Source organism: Brenneria sp. L4-2C (assembly GCF_040240335.1).
In the GTDB taxonomy this organism is placed as follows: Bacteria; Pseudomonadota; Gammaproteobacteria; order Enterobacterales; family Enterobacteriaceae; genus Brenneria.
Genome location: NZ_JBEIAC010000022.1, coordinates 38,404 through 58,109, shown reverse-complemented (window position 1 = coordinate 58,109; position 19,706 = coordinate 38,404). Strand labels below are relative to the sequence as shown.

Below are 19,706 nucleotides of genomic sequence, written 5' to 3'. Positions count from 1 at the left end.
TACGGATGCTGCAAAGCAACATCTTAAATTTATTAGTATTTCTTGGCAGAAAAAATCACGCGCGCCAGGATATTCAGCAGCAGAACACAGAAAGTGATCAGCAATACCCCCGCCCAGGCCAACTGCTGCCATTCAACAAACGGACTCATGGCGAACTTGAAGATGGTGACCGGCAGGTTGGCGATCGGATGCATAAGATCCGTGCTCCAGAACTGATTGGACAGCGACGTAAACAACAACGGCGCGGTTTCCCCGGCAATACGCGCTATCGCCAGTAAAATCCCGGTCATAATGCCGGAAACCGAGGCTTTCAGCGTGATGGCAGAAATCATCTTCCACTTCGGCGTGCCTAACGCATACGCCGCTTCGCGCAGGCTGTCCGGCACCAGCTTGAGCATATTTTCCGTCGTCCGAATCACAATAGGCACCTGCAAAAGCGCCAGCGCAATCACCCCGGCCCAACCCGAGAAGTGCTCCATTTTCGCCACCACCAGGGTATAGACAAAAAGCCCCACCACGATTGACGGCGCGGATAACAGGATATCGTTAATAAAGCGAATCACTTCGGCGACCCATGACTTGCGGCCGTACTCAGCCAGATAGATACCGGCCATGATGCCAAGCGGCGTGCCTAAAACGGTCGCCCACAGGATCAGCAGACCGCTGCCGACAATGGCGTTCGCCAGACCGCCCCCTTCCGTGTTCGGCGGCGGCGTCATTTCGGTAAATAACGCCAGCGACATGCCGTCAATCCCTTTGCTGATGGTTGAAAACAGGATCCACACCAGCCAGAACAGGCCGAACGCCATGGTGACCATCGATAAGCACAGGGCGATACGGTTTTTCTGCCGCCGCCACGACTGCATTTTCTGCCGTGAACGCAGCAGAGACTTTTCGTGTTGTTCCATACCTAATGCCGACATCAGCGCGTCCCCTCATTCTTTGCCAGACGCATAATCATTAATTTTGAGCACGCCAGAACAATAAAGGTAATAACAAACAGGATCAGCCCCAGCTCCATCAGCGCCGCGGTGTGCAGACCGGATTCCGCCTCGGCGAACTCGTTCGCCAGCGCCGAGGTAATGCTGTTGCCGGGCATATAGAGCGATACGCTGTCCAACTGGTAGGTATTGCCGATAATAAAGGTCACCGCCATGGTTTCGCCCAGCGCGCGCCCCAATCCCAGCATAATGCCGCCTATCACCCCGTTTTTGGTGAACGGCAGAACGATATGCCAGATAACCTCCCAGGTGGTGCAGCCGATGCCGTAGGCGGACTCTTTCATCATCACCGGCGTTTGATCAAACACATCGCGCATCACCGCCGCGATATAAGGAATGATCATGATCGCCAGAATCACCCCCGCCGCCAGAATGCCGATGCCGAATGCCGGGCCTGAGAACAGCGACCCGACAATCGGAATGCCGGACAGCACATTGCCGACCGGCTGCTGAAAATATTTGGCGAATAACGGCGCGAAAACGAACAACCCCCACATACCGTAAACGATACTGGGGATGGCGGCCAGCAGCTCAATCGCGACGCCCAGCGGGCGTTTCAGCCATCCCGGCGCCAATTCGGTTAAAAACAGCGCAATACCAAAACTGATCGGTATGGCGATAATCAGCGCGATCAACGAGGTGACAATGGTGCCGTAAATCGGCACCAGCGCGCCGAACTGCTCGGCAGGCGCATCCCAGTTCTTGGTCCACAGAAAAGAAAAACCGAATTTCTCGATACTGGGCCAGGAAGCCACAATCAGGGAAACAATAATGCCCCCTAACAACATCAGCGTCACCAGCGCGGCCAATTTTACCAGCGCGCCAAAAATGATATCGCCGTGCTTTCCGGGGGCTTTGATAGTTGGCTTGTACTCAGCCATGCGTCTCTCTTCTTAATTTAACGATGCTTGATAACAAAAGTGGCAGCCAAGGATGGGGAGGAGATGTCCTCTCCTCCCCTTTTATACCTTGCCGCACTCAGCGAAATGGCCTTGCTACCAAACACAAGGAACGTAGTACGATTTTAGTACACTTCTTCTTAACGCAATGCTTTTTCTCGTTATCTTTAATACAACGATTTACCGCTGCTGTCTTTCACATTCGTCTTCCAGGCCGCGCGAATCTGCTCAACGACTTCATCCGGCAGAATAGCGTAATCCAGCGCCGTAGCCTGAGAACCGCCTTTCTGATAAGCCCAGTCAAAGAACTTCAACACTTCCGTACCCTGTTCGGCTTTCGGCTGCGCTTTTTGCACCAGAATGAACGTCGTTGAGGTGATAGGCCAGGCGTCATCGCCTTTCTGGTTAGTCAGATCCTGAGCGAAAGATTGGCTCCAGTCCGCGCCTTTGGCCGCATTGCTGAAACTTTCCCCGGTCGGGCTGACCACTTTGCCGTCTGCGGAAACCAGTTTGGTGTAAGCCAGATTATTCTGCTTGGCGTACGCGTACTCGACGTAGCCAATGGAGCCGGGCAGACGCTGAACGAACGCGGCGATGCCGTCGTTGCCCTTGCCGCCCAGACCGGTCGGCCAGTTAACCGTGGAGCCGGCGCCGATTTTTTCCTTCCACTCCGCATTCACCTTCGCCAGATAGCTGGTGAAGACGAAAGACGTGCCGGAACCATCCGCGCGACGCACCACTGCGATATCCTGATCCGGCAGTTTGGCATTCGGATTCAGCTTGGTAATGGCGGGGTCGTTCCATTTTTTGATTTTGCCCAGGTAGATGTCGCCCAGCGTTTTGCCATCCAGCGTCAGATCGCCGGATTTGATGCCGGGAATGTTCACCGCCAGCACCACGCCGCCGATAACCGTCGGGAACTGGAACAAACCATCCTGCGCCAGCTTATCGTCGGACAGCGGCGCATCCGTCGCGCCGAAATCGACGGTCTTGGCGAGAATCTGTTTTACGCCGCCTGATGAGCCGATGCCCTGATAGTTAACTTTATTACCGGTTTCTTTTTGATAGGAGTCAGCCCATTTGGCATAGACCGGCGCGGGGAATGTCGCACCTGCGCCAGTGAGATTGACGGCGGCGAAAGCGGAAACCGCCGTCAAAGAAAACGTTGCCGCAACAATACCGGCGATAGTGGTACGCATAAGTTTCATAATCCCTCCTGTGGGATAGCAAAAATGTCGACCCGGAGCCGTAATTAATCAGAGTGTAGTGTGCAGGAGGAAAAATAGGACAGTTGAGTGACAGTAAAATGTATGTAATGTGACAGTTTTATGACAAACCCAAAATCGCAGCGATGGGCCGCTGAAATAACGGCCCGGTCACAAGAAAAAACAAAGCGGAGGAGAAAGCAGGCTATGCCATTTCCGGCTTGCGCAACGCCGTTTTTTCGGCCTGCATAACAAGACTGAGCGACGCCGGCAATACGGTCAGCGTCACCAACGTAGCGAACATTAACCCGCCGATGATGGCGTAGGCCATCGGCCCCCAGAATACCTGATGTGAAATCGGGATCATCCCCAGAATGGCGGCGCAAGCGGTCAACAGTATCGGTCTGGCGCGGTGTTGCGCGGCTTTTATGATCGCGTCTTCGCGATCCAGCCCCTGACGCGTGTTGCTGTCGACTTCGCTGATGAGAATAACCGCGTTACGAATAATCATCCCGGCCAGCGCAATAATGCCAAGCAACGCCACAAAACCCATTGGCGTGCCTGTCGGCAGCATGGCCGCGACAATCCCCGGCAGGCCGAAAGGCGCCATCAGCAATGCCAGCAGCATGCGCGAAAACGTCTGCAACTGGATCATCAGCAGAATAAGCATCGCGCCAAGCGTAACCGGCAACACGGTGTAGACGGAACTATTGCCTCGGTCTGATTCCGCTACCGTACCGCCTTCTTCAATGCCATAACCCGGCGGCAGTTCGGCGCGCAACGCATCAACAGCGGGAAGCAGCGCCTGCGATACGCCTTCGGCGCGCATACCGGGCGCCAAATCCGTTTGAACGGTGATAAAAGGCAGCCGCTGGCGCCGCCAAACAACCGGATCGTCAACATGCCAGACCGGCGTAGCGACGCGGCTTAACGGCACTTTCTGCCCGCCTGACGTGGTCAGCATCAGAGACTCGATGCTGCCGGTATCCAGCCGCTCGGCGTCATTGCCGCGCAGCACCACATCAATCAGACGGTTACGATCGCGCACGGTGGTCATCACGCTGCCGGACCAGACGGTATTCAGCGTTTCCGCCAGCGTGGTTGAAGAAACGCCCGCCGCGCGCGCTTCGGTCTGATTCACGCGCAGCGTAATGACCCGCTCCGGCTCGCCGGCCGTCAGATTCACTTCGCGCGCGGCCGGATTTTTCCCGATGACGCCCGCCAGTTTCCGGGCCAACTCGCGCACCTTTTGATAATCCGGGCCGCTGACGCGATATTTCACCGGCCAGCCCACCGGCGGCCCCAACTCCAGCGGCGAAACACGCGTGGTGATGTCGCCGAACTCCCGGGCCAGGGTCTCGTTCAACTGCCGTATTAGCCGGTCGCGGGCCGCCAGATCTTTCGCCACCACCACTAATTGCGCAATATTTTCATTGTCCGACAACACATCCATCGGCAGATAGAAACGTATTGCGCCGGTGCCGACATAAGTCGAGTAATGATCGATGTTTTCATTGCCCGCCAGCGTTTTTTCGAGCAGGGATGTCCGCCGTTGCGTTTCCGACTGCGCGCTATTGGCCGGCAGGGAAAGACTGACCAGCAACTCGGGACGATCGGAAGACGGGAAGAATTCGCCCTGCATAAAGGTGGTGCCGAAGACCGACAGCGCAAAGAACGCCAGCGCCAGACCGAGCGTCGCCAGCCGGTGGCCTAGCACCCACGCCAACAGGCGGCGATAAAAACGCATCAGCCGCCCCGGCTGCCGGCCTTTTTCGCCGGCATGGGATTTGAGCGTGTCGGGCAAGAGCCAGGTTCCGGTCAGCGGCGAGAAAAGGATCGCCACCACCCATGAACAGAGCAAGGCCATCAATACGACCGCAAACAGGGAAAAGCAGTACTCGCCGGCGCTGGAGGCGGCGAAACCAACCGGAATAAAACCGGCGATCATGACCAGCGTGCCGGTGAGCATCGGGAAAGCCGTGGTTTCAAACGCGCAGGTGGCGGCGCGCCAGCGATTATCGCCGGCCTCAAGGCGCGCCACCATGGTTTCAACGGTGATCATGGCGTCATCCACCAGCAGCCCGAGCGCGATAATCAACGCGCCCAGCGAAATACGCTGCAAACCAATACCCGCCAGCATCATGCCGGCGAAAGTCATCGCCAGCACCAGCGGGATCGCGGCCGCCACCACCAGACCGGCTCGCAGCCCCAACGACACGAACGACACCGCCAGCACAATCACCACCGCTTCGATCAATACCCGGACAAAGCCGCTCACCGCCTGTTTCACGACGGCGGATTGATCGGCGACATTGGTCACCTCGATACCGTGCGGCAGTTGCGCCTGTATCTCCGCCATCCGCGCGTTAAGCGCCTCGCCAAAGCGCAGCATATTGCCGGTGGGCGCCATTGACACGGCCAGGCCGATGGCCGGTTGACCATTGACCTTGAATATCGGCGCCGGCGGTTCCGCGCGCTGGAGGCTGACGGCGGCGATGTCGGTCAGCGGAATATAGTGTCCGTCAATATGCAATGTGACGGCGCGCAGACTTTCCACCGAACCCAGCGCGCCGCTGACCCGTAACGCAATATTCTCCCGATCGGTTCTCAAGGTTCCCGCCGGCACCACTTCGTTTTGCGCCTTAAGCGCATCGGTCACCTGTTGCAGATCCAACCCCATGCCGGCGAGTTTGCGTGGAGAAAAAGCGATGACGATTTGTTCTTCCTGTTCGCCCAGCAGACTGATTTTGCCGATATCCGGCAACATCATCAGGCTAAGCCGGACCTCGTCGACCCGGTCACGCAGTTCGCGCTGGGTAAACCCTTCCGCGGTAAAACCGTAAATCGTGCCGAAAGTGTCGTCAAATTCGTCATTCACCGCGGGTCCCTGAACCCCTTGCGGGAGCGAAACGACGATATCCTGCATTTTTTTACGTACCTGATACCAGATATCCGGCACCTTTTCCGGCGGCGTATCATCCCTGAGATTGACGAAAATGGTCGACTGACCGGCGCGGGTTTCGCTCTCGACGTAATCGAGGTAAGGCGTTTCCTGGAGTTTCTTTTCCAGCGTGTCCGTCACCAGATTGACGGTGTCGTCGATGGTCGCGCCGGACCACTGCGTGGACACCACCGCCGTTTTAATGGTGAAGGCCGGGTCTTCATTACGCGGCAACTGCTGATAGCTGAGAATTCCCGCGCCCATGATAAGCAGCATAAAAAAAGTCACCAGTTGCTGATTCTTCAGCGCCCATGCGGAGAGGTTGAATGACGATTTCAGATCGGCGGCCTTCATTTCGCCTCCTCCCCGAGAGTAACCGTTTCACCTTCCCGCAGCTTGCTGACGCCCGCCGTCACCACCTTCTCCCCCGGCTGAATGCCGTGGGCGATAAAGACCGACGCGGCGGTGTACCTGCCGGGCGTTACCGGACGCAGATGGATCTGCCGGCTATCGTCCACCACAAATACCGCCGCGCTGTCGCCGGTCTGGGTCAGCGCCGATGCGGGGATGGCGATCATTCCCGGCCCGGATAACGGCATTTCACCCTCAACGCTGGCGCCCAGCGCCATCGCCGCCGGCGGGTTATCAAGCGCGATGCGCACCCGCCAGGTTCGGGTCTGAGCGTCGGCCTGCGGACTGATATCGCGCAGTCGGCCGCTTACCTGCACTGACGGTTCGGCGAGCAGGGAAACCGTAAACCGCCCGTTTCGGTTGTTCTCGATCGCTTGCGGATCGGCGACGTCGAATACGGCGTCGCGCCCGTCACTGGCGGCGAGAGTAAAAACGACTTGTCCGGCGCTGACGACCTGACCGGCGGAGGCGCTGACCTGGGTAATCACCCCGGACTGCGGCGCGGCGAGCTGGGTCCACGTCAGATTATCCTGCGCATTTTTCAGCGCCGCTTCGCTACTCTGACGGTGGGAGACGGCCGACTGCCAGTCCGACGTGGCGGTATCCAGTTGCACCCGGGCAATGGCGCCGGACGGCATCAGCGACTTCATTCGATTAAGGGTTAACGCCGCCACCCGTTCCGCCGCGCGGGCGCTATCCAGTTCAGCCCGCGCGCTGCCGAGCTGATTACGCGCCGTATCGCTCTCCAGCGTGGCCAGCGCCTGTCCTTTGACGACGCGTTGGCCCACGTCGACCTGACGAGTGAGGATGCGGCCATCAAGCCGAAAGCCCAGAGCGATTTCATCATGGGCGCGGATTTCCCCGGTGCGAACCGGCGGCGTGCCGGACGAGGGCTGCGGCGCCGAGACATAACGTACCGGACGGGGCGCTACGTTATGCTGCGGCTCGGCGTCGCGGCAGCCGGCAAGCAGCAGCGGCGCGATGCACAGCAGAGACAGAACAGGCGGCAGGGTAAAACGACGAATCGGTACGATAAGCCGATGCAGCGCGTGGCGCGCATGAGTGACGTAATTTTCTGACATGACGCGTTTCCTAAATCAAGATGGCGTCATTTAACGCATGGAATGTCGAGATTCCTTGTACGTTTCGTCAAGATATCATCAAGGGCGGCGATTTTAGCATTCCGCCCGACAGGCTTTAGGCAGGCGCAGCGTAATCAGCAACCCCTTCTCCGCCGGCAGACTGGCGCTGATCGCGCCGCCGTGGGCCATGCAGATCGCGCGCGCTATCGACAGGCCGAGGCCGCTGCCGCCGGAATGACGGGCTCTTGAAGAGTCCGCCCGGCTAAAACGCTCGAACATGGCGGATAAGAAATCCGCATCCACGCCGGGGCCATTATCCTGAAAGGTGATGTCGTAAGCGCTTTCCCCGCGCCGTATCGCTATCGTTAATTGCTTGCCTGCGCCGGCATAACGCAGCGCGTTTTCCATCAGGACGGTAAAAACCTGTCCAAGACGAAAAGCATCGCCAAGGTACATGCAAGGTTCGTCAGTCACAATACGGATCGCCATGCCGGCTTTTTCCGTCTGCGGTTTAAGCCAGGCGGCGCGTTCCCGCAGCAGTTCCGTCAGGTTCAGTTCCCGACGCTCCAGCACCAGCCTGCCCGCCTCGGCCAGCGAAAGCAGGCGCAGCTCATCAATAAGACGATTCAGGTTTTGCAGTTGCTTCATCACCATCCCGAGCTGTTGCGGGTCGGCGCTGAATACGCCGTCAAGCATTCCCTGCAACCGCCCTATCGCCGCGGTCAGCGGCGAACGCAATTCGTGCGCCATCGCCACATGCGAAGCCCGTAGCTCGCGCTCATAACGCGCCAGTTGCCGTGTCATGGCATTGAAGTCCCGTGCGAAACGGGCCATTTCCGTCGGCGTTTTTTCCACCAGTTCGGCCTGCATGCCGAACTCGCCCCGGGTCACCGCTTCGGAAGCCGAGGCCAGGCGGCTGAACTGAACGGAAAGCGGGCGCGCCGTCCTTAGCCCCATAACCACAATAAACGGGATCATGACCACCACCAGCACGCCGACTAAAATCCAGTCGGCGGAGGTGATCGACGGATCCGAATAGCTTACCCCCCACCAGGTATCGACAATCTGGTGAAAGCGGGCCAAGTTAAGATCCGGGTTCTGACGCAGTACCTCAAATTCTTGCCGCAGCTCGGCCGGCATGTGGTGAAGCACCCAGAGATTCTGAATGGCGAAACGCAACCACATGCACAGCGCGATAACAATCACCGTGCCGATGGCCAGCGCCAGGATGCGGACGCATATCCAGCGCCACAGTGAATGATGCTCGACGTTTTTCATGGCTGCCGGAACCGGTATCCCACGCCGCGCACATTCAGCAACACATTGCTGATACCCGCGCTTTCCAGTTTTTTACGCAGGTTGTACATATGCGTATCCACCACGCGCTCCAGCGCATCGCTTTCCGGCAAACAGTGTTCCAGCAGATGTTGGCGGGAAAAGGCCCGCGTCGGCGCGCGCATTACCGTGGCCAGCAGGGAAAACTCCGTCGGCGTAAAATCAAGATAACGCGGCGTCTCGCCGGCGTCCGTAACACAGGCCGTGCGCGAAATAGTATCGACTTCCAGACTTGCCCAGCGCAGCGCTTCATTTTCCCGAACCTGCAAACGGCAGCGTCGTAGCACGGCCTGCACGCGCGCCACCACTTCGCCCGGATTATAGGGTTTGACCACATAGTCATCCGCGCCGTAACGCAGGGCGCCGATTCGGTCCGGCGCATCGCCCATCGCGGTCACCATGATAACCGGCGTATCGCTTTTCCGGCGCACGGCCGCCAGGATCTCCGTGCCGTTCATCCCCGGCAGCATCACATCCAGCAGGATCAGATCCGGCTTCTGGCGCTGTGCATATTCCAGCCCGGCCAGACCGTCCCCGACAACGGTCACCTCGTAGTTCTCCCGCGTCAGATACGCATCCAGCACGCCGGCCGCATCCGCATCATCTTCGATTATCAGTATGCGTCTTGTCTGCATTTCACGTCCTTGACCATTTCTTCATAAATTCCTGACTATTTATTGATAATGCCGCTTCATAATCCCGCCCCAGTCAGGCCATTGCCGACAATGGCCGCTAAATAATTTACTCGTGAGGTGGCTTGATGAAAACCCATAATATCGTGTTGTATACGCTTTGTTTTATGACCGCCGGTACAACAACCGTCGCCAGGGCCGATGAGGATGATACCTCGCCGCAATCGACCATAACGGTGGGCATCGGCGCGCAAAACGCGCCGCGCTACAGCGGTTCGGATAAACGAACCACGCAGGTAATGCCGCTGATTCAGGCCCGATACGGCGCCTTTTTCCTGGATTCCCAGCAAGGGATCGGGTACGACCTGATGAGCGATAACGGGCTTTATCTGGAGCATACGCTGGGCTATACCCTCGGCCGCTCAGACAAAGACGCCAGCTGGCGGGAGGGCTCCGACAAATTGAAAGGCATGGGAAACATTAACGCCGCCGTCAATACCTCCATCGCCGTAGGATGGACGATAGCGCCCTGGATTTCTGTGGAGGGGAAGATCGCGCTGCCGCTCAGCGACGGCCAGGGGGGGCAGTACCGAACGTCATTCACCTTAATCCCCATTCAGAACGACAGCGATACGCTGGCATGGCAGACCGCCGCGTTATTCGGCGACCATCGCTACATGAATACCTTTTACGGCGTGAATAAGCGGCAAAGCGCCCGCTCAGGCTATCATCGTTTCAACGCCGCCGGCGGATTTTACGGCGTCGACACCAGTCTGACGTGGAGCCATCAGTTCTCCGAACACTGGGGAACCTCATTTAGCGCGGGCTATACATGGCTCGGCGATCACGCCGCAGACAGCCCGATCGTTTTTCGGCGTAATCAGGTAACCGGCGCGGCCGCCATTACCTATACGTTCTGACACACGCCCGCGAAACGTGCGCCCGAGGATGACGGTGGAGATGAAGGGTTTGTCAGCAACTTTGCCTGACGGATCGGTTGCCCCGTTATCCCAATTTACCTCCAGCGGCGGAAAATCAGCGAGGTATTGATGCCGCCAAAGGCAAAGTTATTGGACTGCACATAGTCGGTGTCGATATAACGCGGCTCGCCCATAATATAATCCAGCGCACCGCAGTCTTCCGCCGGCTGCCGCAGGTTGAGTGTGGGGGCAAACCAGCCTTCGCGCATCATTTCAATGCTCATCCAGGCTTCCAGCGCGCCGCAGGCGCCCAGGGTGTGGCCGAAATAACTTTTCAGGGAAGAGATCGGCGTCGCGTCGCCGAAAACCGCCGCCGTCGCCAGACTTTCCGCCACGTCTCCGCGATCCGTCGCCGTGCCGTGCGCATTGATATAACCGATATCGCCGGCGCTCAGCCCCGCGCAGCGCAGTGAACCCTCGATACAAATCTGCATGGTTTCACGCTGCGGCTGGGTGATGTGCGCCGCATCGCAGTTGGTATAGAACCCCACCAGCTCGGCGTAAATGGTCGCCCCGCGCGCCTGCGCGTGCTCCAGCTCTTCCAGCACCAGCGTCCCCGCGCCCTCGCCGATCACCAGCCCGTCGCGCCCGGCGTCGAAAGGCGACGGCGTAGTGTGCGGGGCGTCATTGCGCTGGCTGGTGGCGAACAAAGTGTCAAACACCGCCGCCTCCGAAGGACACAGCTCCTCCGCGCCGCCGGCGACCATCACCGTCTGGTAGCCGTGGCGAATCGCTTCCCAGGCGTAGCCAATCGCCTGGCTGCCGGAGGTACAGGCGCTGGAGGTGGGGATAACGCGGCCGCGCAGGCCGAAGAACAGCCCGGCGTTCACCGCCGTGGTGTGCGGCATCATCTGTACGTAGGTGGTGCCGGTAATATTGTTGGTGTGTTTTTCCGTCAGCATGGTGGCGAAATCGCTCACCGGCCCGGTGCTGCCCGTCGACGAGCCGTAGGCGATGCCGGTTTCCCCGCTGGTCAATACCGGATGCTCCAGCAGACCCGCCTGTTGCAGCGCCAGCTCGGTGGCGCGCGTCGCCATCAGCGAGACGCGCCCCATGGAACGAATGCGTTTACGGGTGTAGTGCTCCGGCGGCGTGAAATCATCAATCGGCGAGCCCAACTGCGTATTCAGGCCGTCGTACACCCCCCACTCCGGCATCTTGCGTATCGCATTGCGCCCGGCGCGCAGGCCGTCGGACACGCGCTGCCAGGACTCGCCAAACGCGGTCACGCCGCCCATTCCCGTTACCACCACACGACGCATCACAGCATCCCTCCGTTAATAGAAATCACCTGACGCGTTACGTATCCGGCGATATCGGACATAAGATAGCTCGCCAGCCCCGCCACCTCATCCGCCTGCCCCATGCGTTTCATGGGGATCATTTTCATCGCTTCTTCAACGGCTACCGGCTCCATTTGAATCATGCCGGTATCGATCAAGCCGGGGGCGATGCAGTTGACGGTAATTTTCCGCTTCGCCAGTTCGACGGCCAGCGCCTTGGAAGCGCCGATAATCCCGGCCTTCGCCGCGCTGTAGTTAACCTGCCCGCGGTTGCCCATGATCCCGGAAACCGAGGACAGGGTGATGATGCGTCCCCCCTGGCGCAGGCCGATCATCGGCATCACGCAGGGGTGGATCACGTTATAGAAGCTATCGAGATTGGTGTGGATCACGCTGTCCCAGGCGTGGTCGTCCAGCGCGGGAAAGGCGCCGTCGCTGGTAATGCCGGCATTGCTGACCACGCCGTAATAGGCGCCGTGCGCCTCGATATCCTGCCCGATAACCGCGCGGCACGCCTCCCGGTCGGCGATATCGAACCCGAGGATACGGCCGGCGCCGTTGGCGTCGAAGATGCGGCGCAGCGTATCTTCAGCGCCGTCTCTGTCGCGGTGGTAATGCACCGCGACGGTAAAACCATCCGCCGCCAGACGCAGGGCGATGGCTCGACCAATCCCCTTACTGGCGCCGGTCACTAACACGCTATGCGTCATGACTCTTTTCCCTGTGCTAAAAGTTGCTTTAATTCGTGGTCGTCGGGCTGATAGGTATTGAGCCTGCCGGAGGCGTATTTTTCACCGTTAATCCTGATTTCGCCGTCAAAACAGCCGATTTTTTCATCACGCATCAATAGGGTCACGCTCACATCAAGCTGCGACGCGGCGGGAAAAAACGCCTGTCGGCAGCGATAGCCCCGCCCGCCCAGCAGCATGCCGGGACGCGGTTTTTGATCATGGTTTCGGCGAGCGTGCCAGCCCGCCCACACGCCAATCGTCTGGGCGATGATTTCAATGCCGAACCAGGCGGGCAGATGCCCCGCGCTATCCAGAAAAGGCGCCAGAATGCCGTCGCGGCTCACCGCCACCCGGCAGAGGGCGCGTTCATTATCGACGTGGATCACCTCGTCCACCAGCACCATCGGCGATTCGTGGGGCAGATAGCTCGCCGCCGGCAGATAGTCAGCCATGGGCTTTCCCCACAATCAGGCAGGCGTTATTGCCGCCAAACGCAAAGGAGTTGGACAGAATCACCGGCCGCGCCAGTCGTCCCGACTCGCTAAGCAAACCGCAGGGCGGCAGCGTTTCATCCCGCGCGCCCTGTGAAAAATCCTGCGGCGGCAAGGGAAGATCGCGCGTCAGCAGCAGCCAGCAGATCGCCGCCTCGCAAATACCCGCCGCGCCCAGCGTATGGCCGGTCAGGTGCTTGGTGGAACTACAAGGCACGCGCTCGCCAAAGATTGACTGCACCACTTTCGCCTCGATCCGATCGTTAAGGCGCGTCGCCGTGCCGTGCAGATTGATATAGCCGATATCCTCGGGCCGTAGCCCGGCGTGCGCCAACGCCATGCGGATCGCCCGCGCCGCGCCTTCCCCTTCGGGATGCGGCGCCGACATATGGTGCGCATCGGAAGATTCGCCGACGCCGAGCAGCGATACGCCGTCAGGCTCGCCGCTAATCAGCATCAAGGCGGCCCCTTCGCCAATGGTAATCCCGTTGCGCCGCTCGCTGAACGGCTGGCAGCGCGTCGGCGACAGGGACTCCAGACTGTCGAATCCGTTGAGCGGCATGCGGCTCAGCGTGTCCGCGCCGCCGACGATCGCCGCATCCGCCAGCCCGGCGTCAATCAGCCGTTTCCCGCTGATCAGCGCCCTGGCGCTGGAAGAGCAGGCGGTGGAAAGGGTATAGGCCGGGCCGTTCAGCCGCAGATAGGCGGCCAGAAAACGCGAGGGATCGCCAAGCTCCTGCTGCGCATAACGATAGCCCGGCAGATTACTGCTGACGTAGCGGTCGGCTTCGTCCAGACCCGAGGTGCTGGTCCCCAGGATCACGGCGACGCGATCGGCGCCAAACCGGGCGATGGCCTTATCCACCTGCGGACGGATTTGCGCCAGCGCCGCCAGCAACAGTCGATTGTTACGGCTGTCGTGCTCGACCAGCGCCGGCGGTATCGCCGGCAAATCCGCATCGACGTTGCCGGTCCAGCACGCTTTCTCCTGCACCAGCCAGCCGCTGTCGGGGCGCATGCCCGGCGCGACGCCGCCGGCCAGGTTGTCGGCTATCTCATCCAGCGTGTTGCCCAAGGCGTTAAGCGCACCCACAGCGTTAATGTAAATCATGCTAGCCGTCCAGATGTTGAATAACGATATGGTAACCAAAGGCGAACTGCTGAACGCTGATGGGCTCACGCCGATCGTTGCGCGTCATATAACGAATTTCCGTAATCAAATTGCCGCGATTATCTCGCAGCTGCCTGCTGTCGCCATTATCCCGTAGCGTCCAGCCGGCGGGAAGCTGTTTCTGCCATAGGGCTATCGGCCAGTGGCTGAGCATAATATCCGCCAGCACCTGGCTGGCCGGCGGCATCTGCGGCAGCACGATGGACTGCTCGGTGCGGATGCCCTGCGCGTCATAGGTCACCAGAAACAGGCGAATACCGATTGAGGAGAGCCCGACCAGAGAGAGCTGTTTGTCGTCGGCGCTTAGCATCACCAGCAGCGACTGCCGCTTGCCGCCGAAGGTTCCGGTCAACAGCTGTTGCTCATTGACGGCCGGCGTAATGCCCGGCGCGGGCAGCGTCACTTTCACCCCCGGCTTGAGCCACGCCTGCGGCCGGTTGTCGTCATGCTTGCCGGCGCAGCCGCTCAGCAACAGCGCGCCGACCAGCAATAGCCCGCATCGTAAAAATGTCATTTTCTTTTCCCTTTTGAATCAGGCAACGCCAGCGGCGCCAGCAGAAAAGCGGTAAAAATACCGCTGCACAGCACAATGCCAAAGCTGCCGATGGCCGGCGTGCTGCTGAACACCAGCATGCCTAGCGTCAACAGCGCCACGCACATCGCCAGCGTAACCGCCAGCAGCGAGGTCATCGGCGTACCGCGCGGGTTGCTGAAAAACAACGTGTAGTTAATGCCGATGCCCAGCACCAGCACCAGGGCCAGCAATGAAAACAGGTTCAGCGTATGGCCGCTCAGCGCCAGCGCCGCCAGACCGCCGCCCAGCGACAGCAGCGACGGCACCACGCTCAGCAGCCCGCGGCGCAGCCCCAGACGCAGGACATAGCTCAGGGCAATGGCCGCCAGCGCCGCCGCCAACAGCCAGCCCAGCATCACGCGGTAAAAACCGAACAGCTCATCAAAGCTGCTTTTGCGATCAATCCACGCCACGCCGGGCAGCGTTGTCGCCAACTGGGCCAACGCGGCGCTGTCGCCGACGCCGCCGACCGGCACCAGCACCCCGCTTTTTCCCTGCGCCAGCGACAGCCACAGCAGCCGCCACCCTTCGCTTATCGGGCTGTTCAGCCAGGTTTCGGGCGTTACCGGCATCGGCTGAACATTTGGCGGCGCCGCCTCCACGCCCGCCTCGTTAAGACGTCCGATCACCGCAGGCGCCGCCGCCGCAATCAGCTGCGCGTCGTACTGCTGCTGCCGCAGCGAAGAGAGCGGCAGCAGGCGGTAGGTGGTTAACCACCCGTTCCGCTGCGCGTCGCGCAGTTTGGGCGCCAGTTGCTCCAGCCGCTGCAGGGTCTGCTGCGCGCTGTCGCCGTAGACCACAAACCAGGTTTGATCGGCGCTCTGTCCCGTCAGCGCGGTTATCTGTCTCTCCTGCTGCATTAGCGCCGCCGGCAGCGCCTGAAGCTGCGAAATATCATCGTTCACCTCCAGCCGCAGCAGCCCGGCCGCGGAGATAATCAGCAGCGCCAGCGGCAGCCCCCAGCGAAGCTTGCGGTTACGCCGCCAGGCGGCCAGCCAGCGCCCCATCGGCACCATGGCGGGAACCGGTCGTACCGGCAGGCCCCTGACCAGAAAAGGATACCAGCACACCACCGTCAGGCAGGACGCCGTCAGCCCCGTCGCCGCAAATACCGCCAACTGCCGTAAACCGGGAAACGGCGCCAGCGCCATCATCAGATAGGCGATCGCCGCCGTCCCCAGCGCCAGCAGCAAAGCGGGCAGCACTTTTCTCAGGCTCTCAAGCGCCGAAACGCTGCCGCCATGCACCATGCGCTCGGTCAGGTAGTAGAGGGTGTAATCCGCCGAAATGCCGACAATGCTGATGCTCATCACCAGCGTCATCAGATGCAGCTCGCCGAACAGCAGCAGCGTAAACACCGTTCCCGCCAGCGCGCCAATCCCCACCGACAACGCGCACAGCAGCAAAGGCCGCGGGGAGCGAAACACCGAGAAAATCAGCAGCAATACCCCCGCCACCGTCGCCGCGCCCAGGGTGGAGACATCATGCTTCGCCTGCTGGCTGGCATGGTTGCTGAACAGCACCGTACCGCGCGTCAGCACCTCGGCGGCGGGGAACCGCGCGTGAAGCGACGCCTTGAGCTCCTCGAGCTTATCCACCAGTTGGCGGTTATGCTGCATATCGAACGAACCGCCGCGCAGCTCGCCGTGCAGGAAATACCAGCTGCGACCCTGCGCATCTTTAGCGCTCAGCCAGCCCTGCGACAGCCCCAGCCGGCTGGCGTTTTGCTGCATCGCCAGCTGCGAGCCGCGCACCAGCATCAGCGGGTCGTGACGCAGTTCGTTGCCGCTTACCCCGGCGAACGCCGAGTAAAGCTGCGCCAGCACCCAGTCCGCCTGCGCGCCGCCGCCGTTTTCCAGCCGCGCGCGCGCGGCGGGATCAACCAGCCCGTTGCGATGTTCAAATACGAACTTTCCCCATTGCTGCTGCCGATCGGCGTCAATCGGGCCTTTAACGTTTTGCAGCTCGGGAAGCGCCCGCAGCCGTTGCAGCCACCACTCGGCCACCGCCGGGTCCGCCCGCTCGCCGGACGTCACCAGCCACACCATTTGCCGGTCGAGGCGCTGCATAAACCCCTGCTGCAGTTCGGGGGGAATGGCGCCCATCGACTGCTGCGGCAGCAGCGCCAGCACGCTGCTGTTGATCTGCGCCTTCGGCAACAGATAGAGCAGCGCGGCGATCAGCGCAATACAGCACATTCCCCAGAAAACGGCCGCCCGGCGCACCCGGTTAGAAAACGAAACGCCGCTGCTCGTCATCGCTTAACGTCCTGGGTGTGAGCCGTTGATTGCTCAGGGTAATTCTGGTCATATCGCCCTGGCGATCGTCCAGTTCGATAGCGTCGAGAAACTCGCCGCCGTTCAGCGTGATGGCGTTGAACAGCTTATCCAGCGGCGAGGTTTTCGGCGTCAGCGCCAGCCGCCACCGCCCTTGGCCGAGATCGCTGAAGCCGATGGCGAAGTTTTGCTCCAGCACGCGGCGATCGGCCTGAAACAGGGCGCGCAGCAGGTGATTGAACTGAAACATCTGCGGATTGTTTTCCGCGGTGACGATCTGCGGCGGCTGATCGTTCATCACCTGCACCATGCGCGTATCATCCAGCACCATGGTCAGGGAGAACGGCATGGCCTGGTGCCACCACAGCCCCTTGTCCTGGGCGATTAACAGCTGGCCGCTGGATTTAAGCGGTTTCGCCATGCCCTTGATGGCGCGCAACTGGGTAAAGTCGGCGCGCACCACCGGCTGACTGCTGAACCGCTGTTGCAGCTCGTCCAGCGTGACGCCCTGCGCCGCGCCGCTCAACAGCAGTAAAACCGCAACCATTATTCGTATCATGGCGTCACTCCGAGGCGCTCAAATAAAATGGGGGGAGAAACAAAACTCAGCTCGCGGCTCCCTTCCTCCACCGCCACCTGAATCGTATAGCCGGTGGTGGTGCGCCGGCCGCTTTGCGCGTCGAAAATCTGGTAGACGATGCGCAGACGGTTTTCCACTTCATCGACGGTGGCCCGTACGCGGATACGCTGTTCATAGGTCAGCGTCGCGCGGTACTTCACCCGCGTATCCACCACCGGCCAGACATAGCCGGAAGCCTTCATCTCGCGGTAGCCGTAGTTGAACTTGCTGAGCAACGCCTCGCGAGCCACTTCGAAAAAGCGAAAATAGTTGCCGTGCCAGACCACGCCCATGGGATCGCAGTCATGGAAAGAGACCGTCAGTTCTACCTCATGGCTTAAACGGGGATCGTTTAACACTGTTACTCCTTTTTCCCGGCGGCCGGCCTGTTATCCGGCAGGCTCCAGAAATCAAAAAAATTAAACCAGTCGAGGGGGGACTTCAGCGCATAGTGCGCCAGGCGTTCGGCATAGCGATCGACCGCCTGCTGCAAGGCTTGCTGACGGGCGTCCCGCGGCAGCGCCAGGGGGTCGGCAAAGGGTTCGCAGTAAACGCGCAGCGTCCGACCTTCACGCAGCACGAACATCAGCAGTACCGGGCAACGCAACGCCGCCGCCAGCACGAAAGGCCCCTGGGGAAAAGGCGCCTCGCGGCCGAGAAAACGGCTCCACACCACGCGCCGCGTCCCGCCGCGCTGGCGGTTTACCGCCGTGCGGTCGCCCACGATCGCCACCCACTCGCCGGCATCCAGCTTTTGTTGCAGCAATATGGCGGTGTCCGGGCCGATATCGCTGACCGGGATAAGGTTCACCCCCGCCTGCGGCGCTATCTCTTCCAGCAGCTGTTTAAAACGCCGCGAGTTTTCGGTGAATACCAGCGCATTGATCACCAGCCCGCTCACCTGCTGCGCCAGCGCCCGGCAGACTTCGATATCGCCAAGGTGGGACGCCAGGATCAACTGCCCGCGTTGTCGCCCCCGTTCAATGGTCTCACGGGCGCCGGGGGCGAAATCAATCTCTTTACCCCAGCGTAAATCCCCGCGCCAGCTGGCGATTTTATCCAGCATCGCCTGACCGAAACGCAGAAAATGGCGATAGCTGTTAAGCGGTTTAGGCAAAGCCACCTCATGCCGACGCGCGTAATCGGTTACCTGACGCAGCCACGCCTGCGACGCCTGGCGCTGCGCGCTGCCGGTAAGCCAGTAAAAGGCGATCACCGGCCAGAGAAACAGGGTAAACGCCCCGCGCCCCAGCAGCCGATAAACCGCCAGCATAAAACGCATACCGAGCAACCCCTTGCGCTCGCCGACGCTCGACCAGTGCGCCTGGCGGCGACGCTTCAGCAGCGCGGGGATACGCGGCAGCATGCCGAAAAACAGCCGGGCGTGCATGCGGGAGATACGCAGGTTATCGCGCAGCGCATCGAAATGAGACAGTCCGTCGTGCGGATAGATCACCGCCGTCTCGACAAAGCGACTGGGCGTTCCCGCCCAGTAAAGCCGCACCATGATTTCGGTATCGAAATCCATCCTACGGCCTACGGGCTGCCGGGCGATCAGGGACAAGGCGGCGTCGACCGGGTAAACCCGAAATCCGCACATGCTGTCCTGCAGGGAAAGCGAGAGCGTTTCAATCCACACCCAGATATGGGTGATATAGCGCCCGTAGAGGCGCGATTTCGGCACCGACTCGTCGTAAACCGGCCGGCCGGAGATCAGAGTGTCGGGATAACGCTTCGCCTGCGCCAGCAGGCGCGGCGCGTCCTCAATCCGGTGCTGTCCGTCGGCGTCCACCTGCAGCGCATGGCTATACCCGGCCTGCGCCGCGGCCTCCAGACCGCGGATTACCGCCGCCCCTTTGCCGCCATTCTGCGCCAGACGCAGCAGAACGACGCCGTCGTTTTCCGCGGCCAACTGCTCCAGCACGCTTTGCGTCGGCGCGGCGCTGCCGTCATCGACGATGAAAATCGGCAGGGAAAGCGCCGCCAGGCGCACTATGACGTCGCGCATCATGGCGCCGTGGTTATAGCAGGGGATCACCACGCAGGGTGAGAACGAGCCATTCACTGACATGGGC

Annotated in this window: 17 protein-coding genes; 1 reads left to right on the top strand and 16 read right to left on the bottom strand. The window is 60.4% G+C overall.

Translation table 11 applies throughout. The annotated features are described in order from the left end of the window. Nucleotides 1–32 precede the first annotated feature (32 nt). From pstA to ABRZ26_RS21680, 7 genes are all read right to left on the bottom strand, one after another. A complete protein-coding gene (gene pstA / locus ABRZ26_RS21710; protein ID WP_319606190.1) occupies nucleotides 33–923 on the bottom strand; it encodes a phosphate ABC transporter permease PstA in 891 nt (296 codons plus the stop codon). Further along, nucleotides 923–1,882 carry a phosphate ABC transporter permease PstC gene (pstC, locus tag ABRZ26_RS21705; RefSeq protein WP_319606189.1) on the bottom strand — a complete coding sequence of 320 codons (960 nt, stop codon included), beginning with the start codon at nucleotides 1,880–1,882 and terminating at the stop codon, nucleotides 923–925. The genes pstA and pstC overlap by 1 nt, the downstream gene beginning before the upstream one ends. 185 nt (nucleotides 1,883–2,067) lie before the next feature. After that, nucleotides 2,068–3,108: a phosphate ABC transporter substrate-binding protein PstS gene (gene pstS / locus ABRZ26_RS21700; RefSeq protein WP_319606188.1), complete on the bottom strand. Its 1,041-nt coding sequence runs from the start codon at nucleotides 3,106–3,108 to the stop codon at nucleotides 2,068–2,070. A 202-nt stretch (nucleotides 3,109–3,310) separates the two neighbouring features. Continuing rightward, complete coding sequence (locus ABRZ26_RS21695; RefSeq protein ID WP_319606187.1) at nucleotides 3,311–6,400, bottom strand: efflux RND transporter permease subunit; 3,090 nt, start codon at nucleotides 6,398–6,400, stop codon at nucleotides 3,311–3,313. Then, the gene (locus ABRZ26_RS21690; RefSeq protein WP_319606186.1) at nucleotides 6,397–7,539 is read right to left on the bottom strand and encodes an efflux RND transporter periplasmic adaptor subunit; all 1,143 of its coding nucleotides are present in this window, start codon (nucleotides 7,537–7,539) and stop codon (nucleotides 6,397–6,399) included. Before ABRZ26_RS21690 ends, ABRZ26_RS21695 begins: the two co-directional genes overlap by 4 nt. A gap of 93 nt (nucleotides 7,540–7,632) precedes the next feature. Continuing rightward, complete coding sequence (locus ABRZ26_RS21685) at nucleotides 7,633–8,817, bottom strand: sensor histidine kinase (RefSeq protein ID WP_319606185.1); 1,185 nt, start codon at nucleotides 8,815–8,817, stop codon at nucleotides 7,633–7,635. Beyond that, nucleotides 8,814–9,509: a response regulator gene (locus ABRZ26_RS21680; RefSeq protein ID WP_319606184.1), complete on the bottom strand. Its 696-nt coding sequence runs from the start codon at nucleotides 9,507–9,509 to the stop codon at nucleotides 8,814–8,816. The genes ABRZ26_RS21685 and ABRZ26_RS21680 overlap by 4 nt, the downstream gene beginning before the upstream one ends. A gap of 125 nt (nucleotides 9,510–9,634) precedes the next feature. Here ABRZ26_RS21680 and ABRZ26_RS21675 point away from each other — a divergent pair, with 125 nt between their 5' ends. Beyond that, complete coding sequence (locus ABRZ26_RS21675; RefSeq protein ID WP_319606183.1) at nucleotides 9,635–10,426, top strand: MipA/OmpV family protein; 792 nt, start codon at nucleotides 9,635–9,637, stop codon at nucleotides 10,424–10,426. A gap of 95 nt (nucleotides 10,427–10,521) precedes the next feature. Here ABRZ26_RS21675 and ABRZ26_RS21670 read toward each other — a convergent pair whose 3' ends face one another. From ABRZ26_RS21670 to ABRZ26_RS21630, 9 genes are read right to left on the bottom strand one after another with little or no spacing between them, the layout of a single operon-like run. Next, nucleotides 10,522–11,748 carry a beta-ketoacyl-ACP synthase gene (locus ABRZ26_RS21670; RefSeq protein ID WP_319606213.1) on the bottom strand — a complete coding sequence of 409 codons (1,227 nt, stop codon included), beginning with the start codon at nucleotides 11,746–11,748 and terminating at the stop codon, nucleotides 10,522–10,524. Next, nucleotides 11,748–12,479, bottom strand: a complete 732-nt coding sequence (locus ABRZ26_RS21665) for a 3-ketoacyl-ACP reductase FabG2 (protein ID WP_319606182.1) — start codon at nucleotides 12,477–12,479, stop codon at nucleotides 11,748–11,750. Before ABRZ26_RS21665 ends, ABRZ26_RS21670 begins: the two co-directional genes overlap by 1 nt. Next, on the bottom strand, nucleotides 12,476–12,952 hold the full coding sequence (locus tag ABRZ26_RS21660; protein WP_319606181.1) for a hotdog family protein: 477 nt from the start codon (nucleotides 12,950–12,952) through the stop codon (nucleotides 12,476–12,478). The genes ABRZ26_RS21665 and ABRZ26_RS21660 overlap by 4 nt, the downstream gene beginning before the upstream one ends. Then, nucleotides 12,945–14,102, bottom strand: a complete 1,158-nt coding sequence (locus ABRZ26_RS21655; protein WP_319606180.1) for a beta-ketoacyl-[acyl-carrier-protein] synthase family protein — start codon at nucleotides 14,100–14,102, stop codon at nucleotides 12,945–12,947. The genes ABRZ26_RS21660 and ABRZ26_RS21655 overlap by 8 nt, the downstream gene beginning before the upstream one ends. A 1-nt stretch (nucleotide 14,103) precedes the next feature. Next, nucleotides 14,104–14,676, bottom strand: coding sequence for a DUF3261 domain-containing protein (locus tag ABRZ26_RS21650; protein WP_319606179.1), 573 nt, complete (start codon nucleotides 14,674–14,676; stop codon nucleotides 14,104–14,106). After that, on the bottom strand, nucleotides 14,673–16,994 hold the full coding sequence (locus tag ABRZ26_RS21645; protein WP_319606178.1) for an MMPL family transporter: 2,322 nt from the start codon (nucleotides 16,992–16,994) through the stop codon (nucleotides 14,673–14,675). The genes ABRZ26_RS21650 and ABRZ26_RS21645 overlap by 4 nt, the downstream gene beginning before the upstream one ends. Continuing rightward, nucleotides 16,966–17,571: a LolA family protein gene (locus ABRZ26_RS21640; RefSeq protein WP_319606177.1), complete on the bottom strand. Its 606-nt coding sequence runs from the start codon at nucleotides 17,569–17,571 to the stop codon at nucleotides 16,966–16,968. Before ABRZ26_RS21640 ends, ABRZ26_RS21645 begins: the two co-directional genes overlap by 29 nt. After that, nucleotides 17,568–17,990: an acyl-CoA thioesterase gene (locus tag ABRZ26_RS21635; RefSeq protein ID WP_319606176.1), complete on the bottom strand. Its 423-nt coding sequence runs from the start codon at nucleotides 17,988–17,990 to the stop codon at nucleotides 17,568–17,570. Before ABRZ26_RS21635 ends, ABRZ26_RS21640 begins: the two co-directional genes overlap by 4 nt. A gap of 2 nt (nucleotides 17,991–17,992) precedes the next feature. Continuing rightward, complete coding sequence (locus ABRZ26_RS21630; RefSeq protein WP_319606175.1) at nucleotides 17,993–19,702, bottom strand: glycosyltransferase family 2 protein; 1,710 nt, start codon at nucleotides 19,700–19,702, stop codon at nucleotides 17,993–17,995. Nucleotides 19,703–19,706 lie beyond the last annotated feature (4 nt).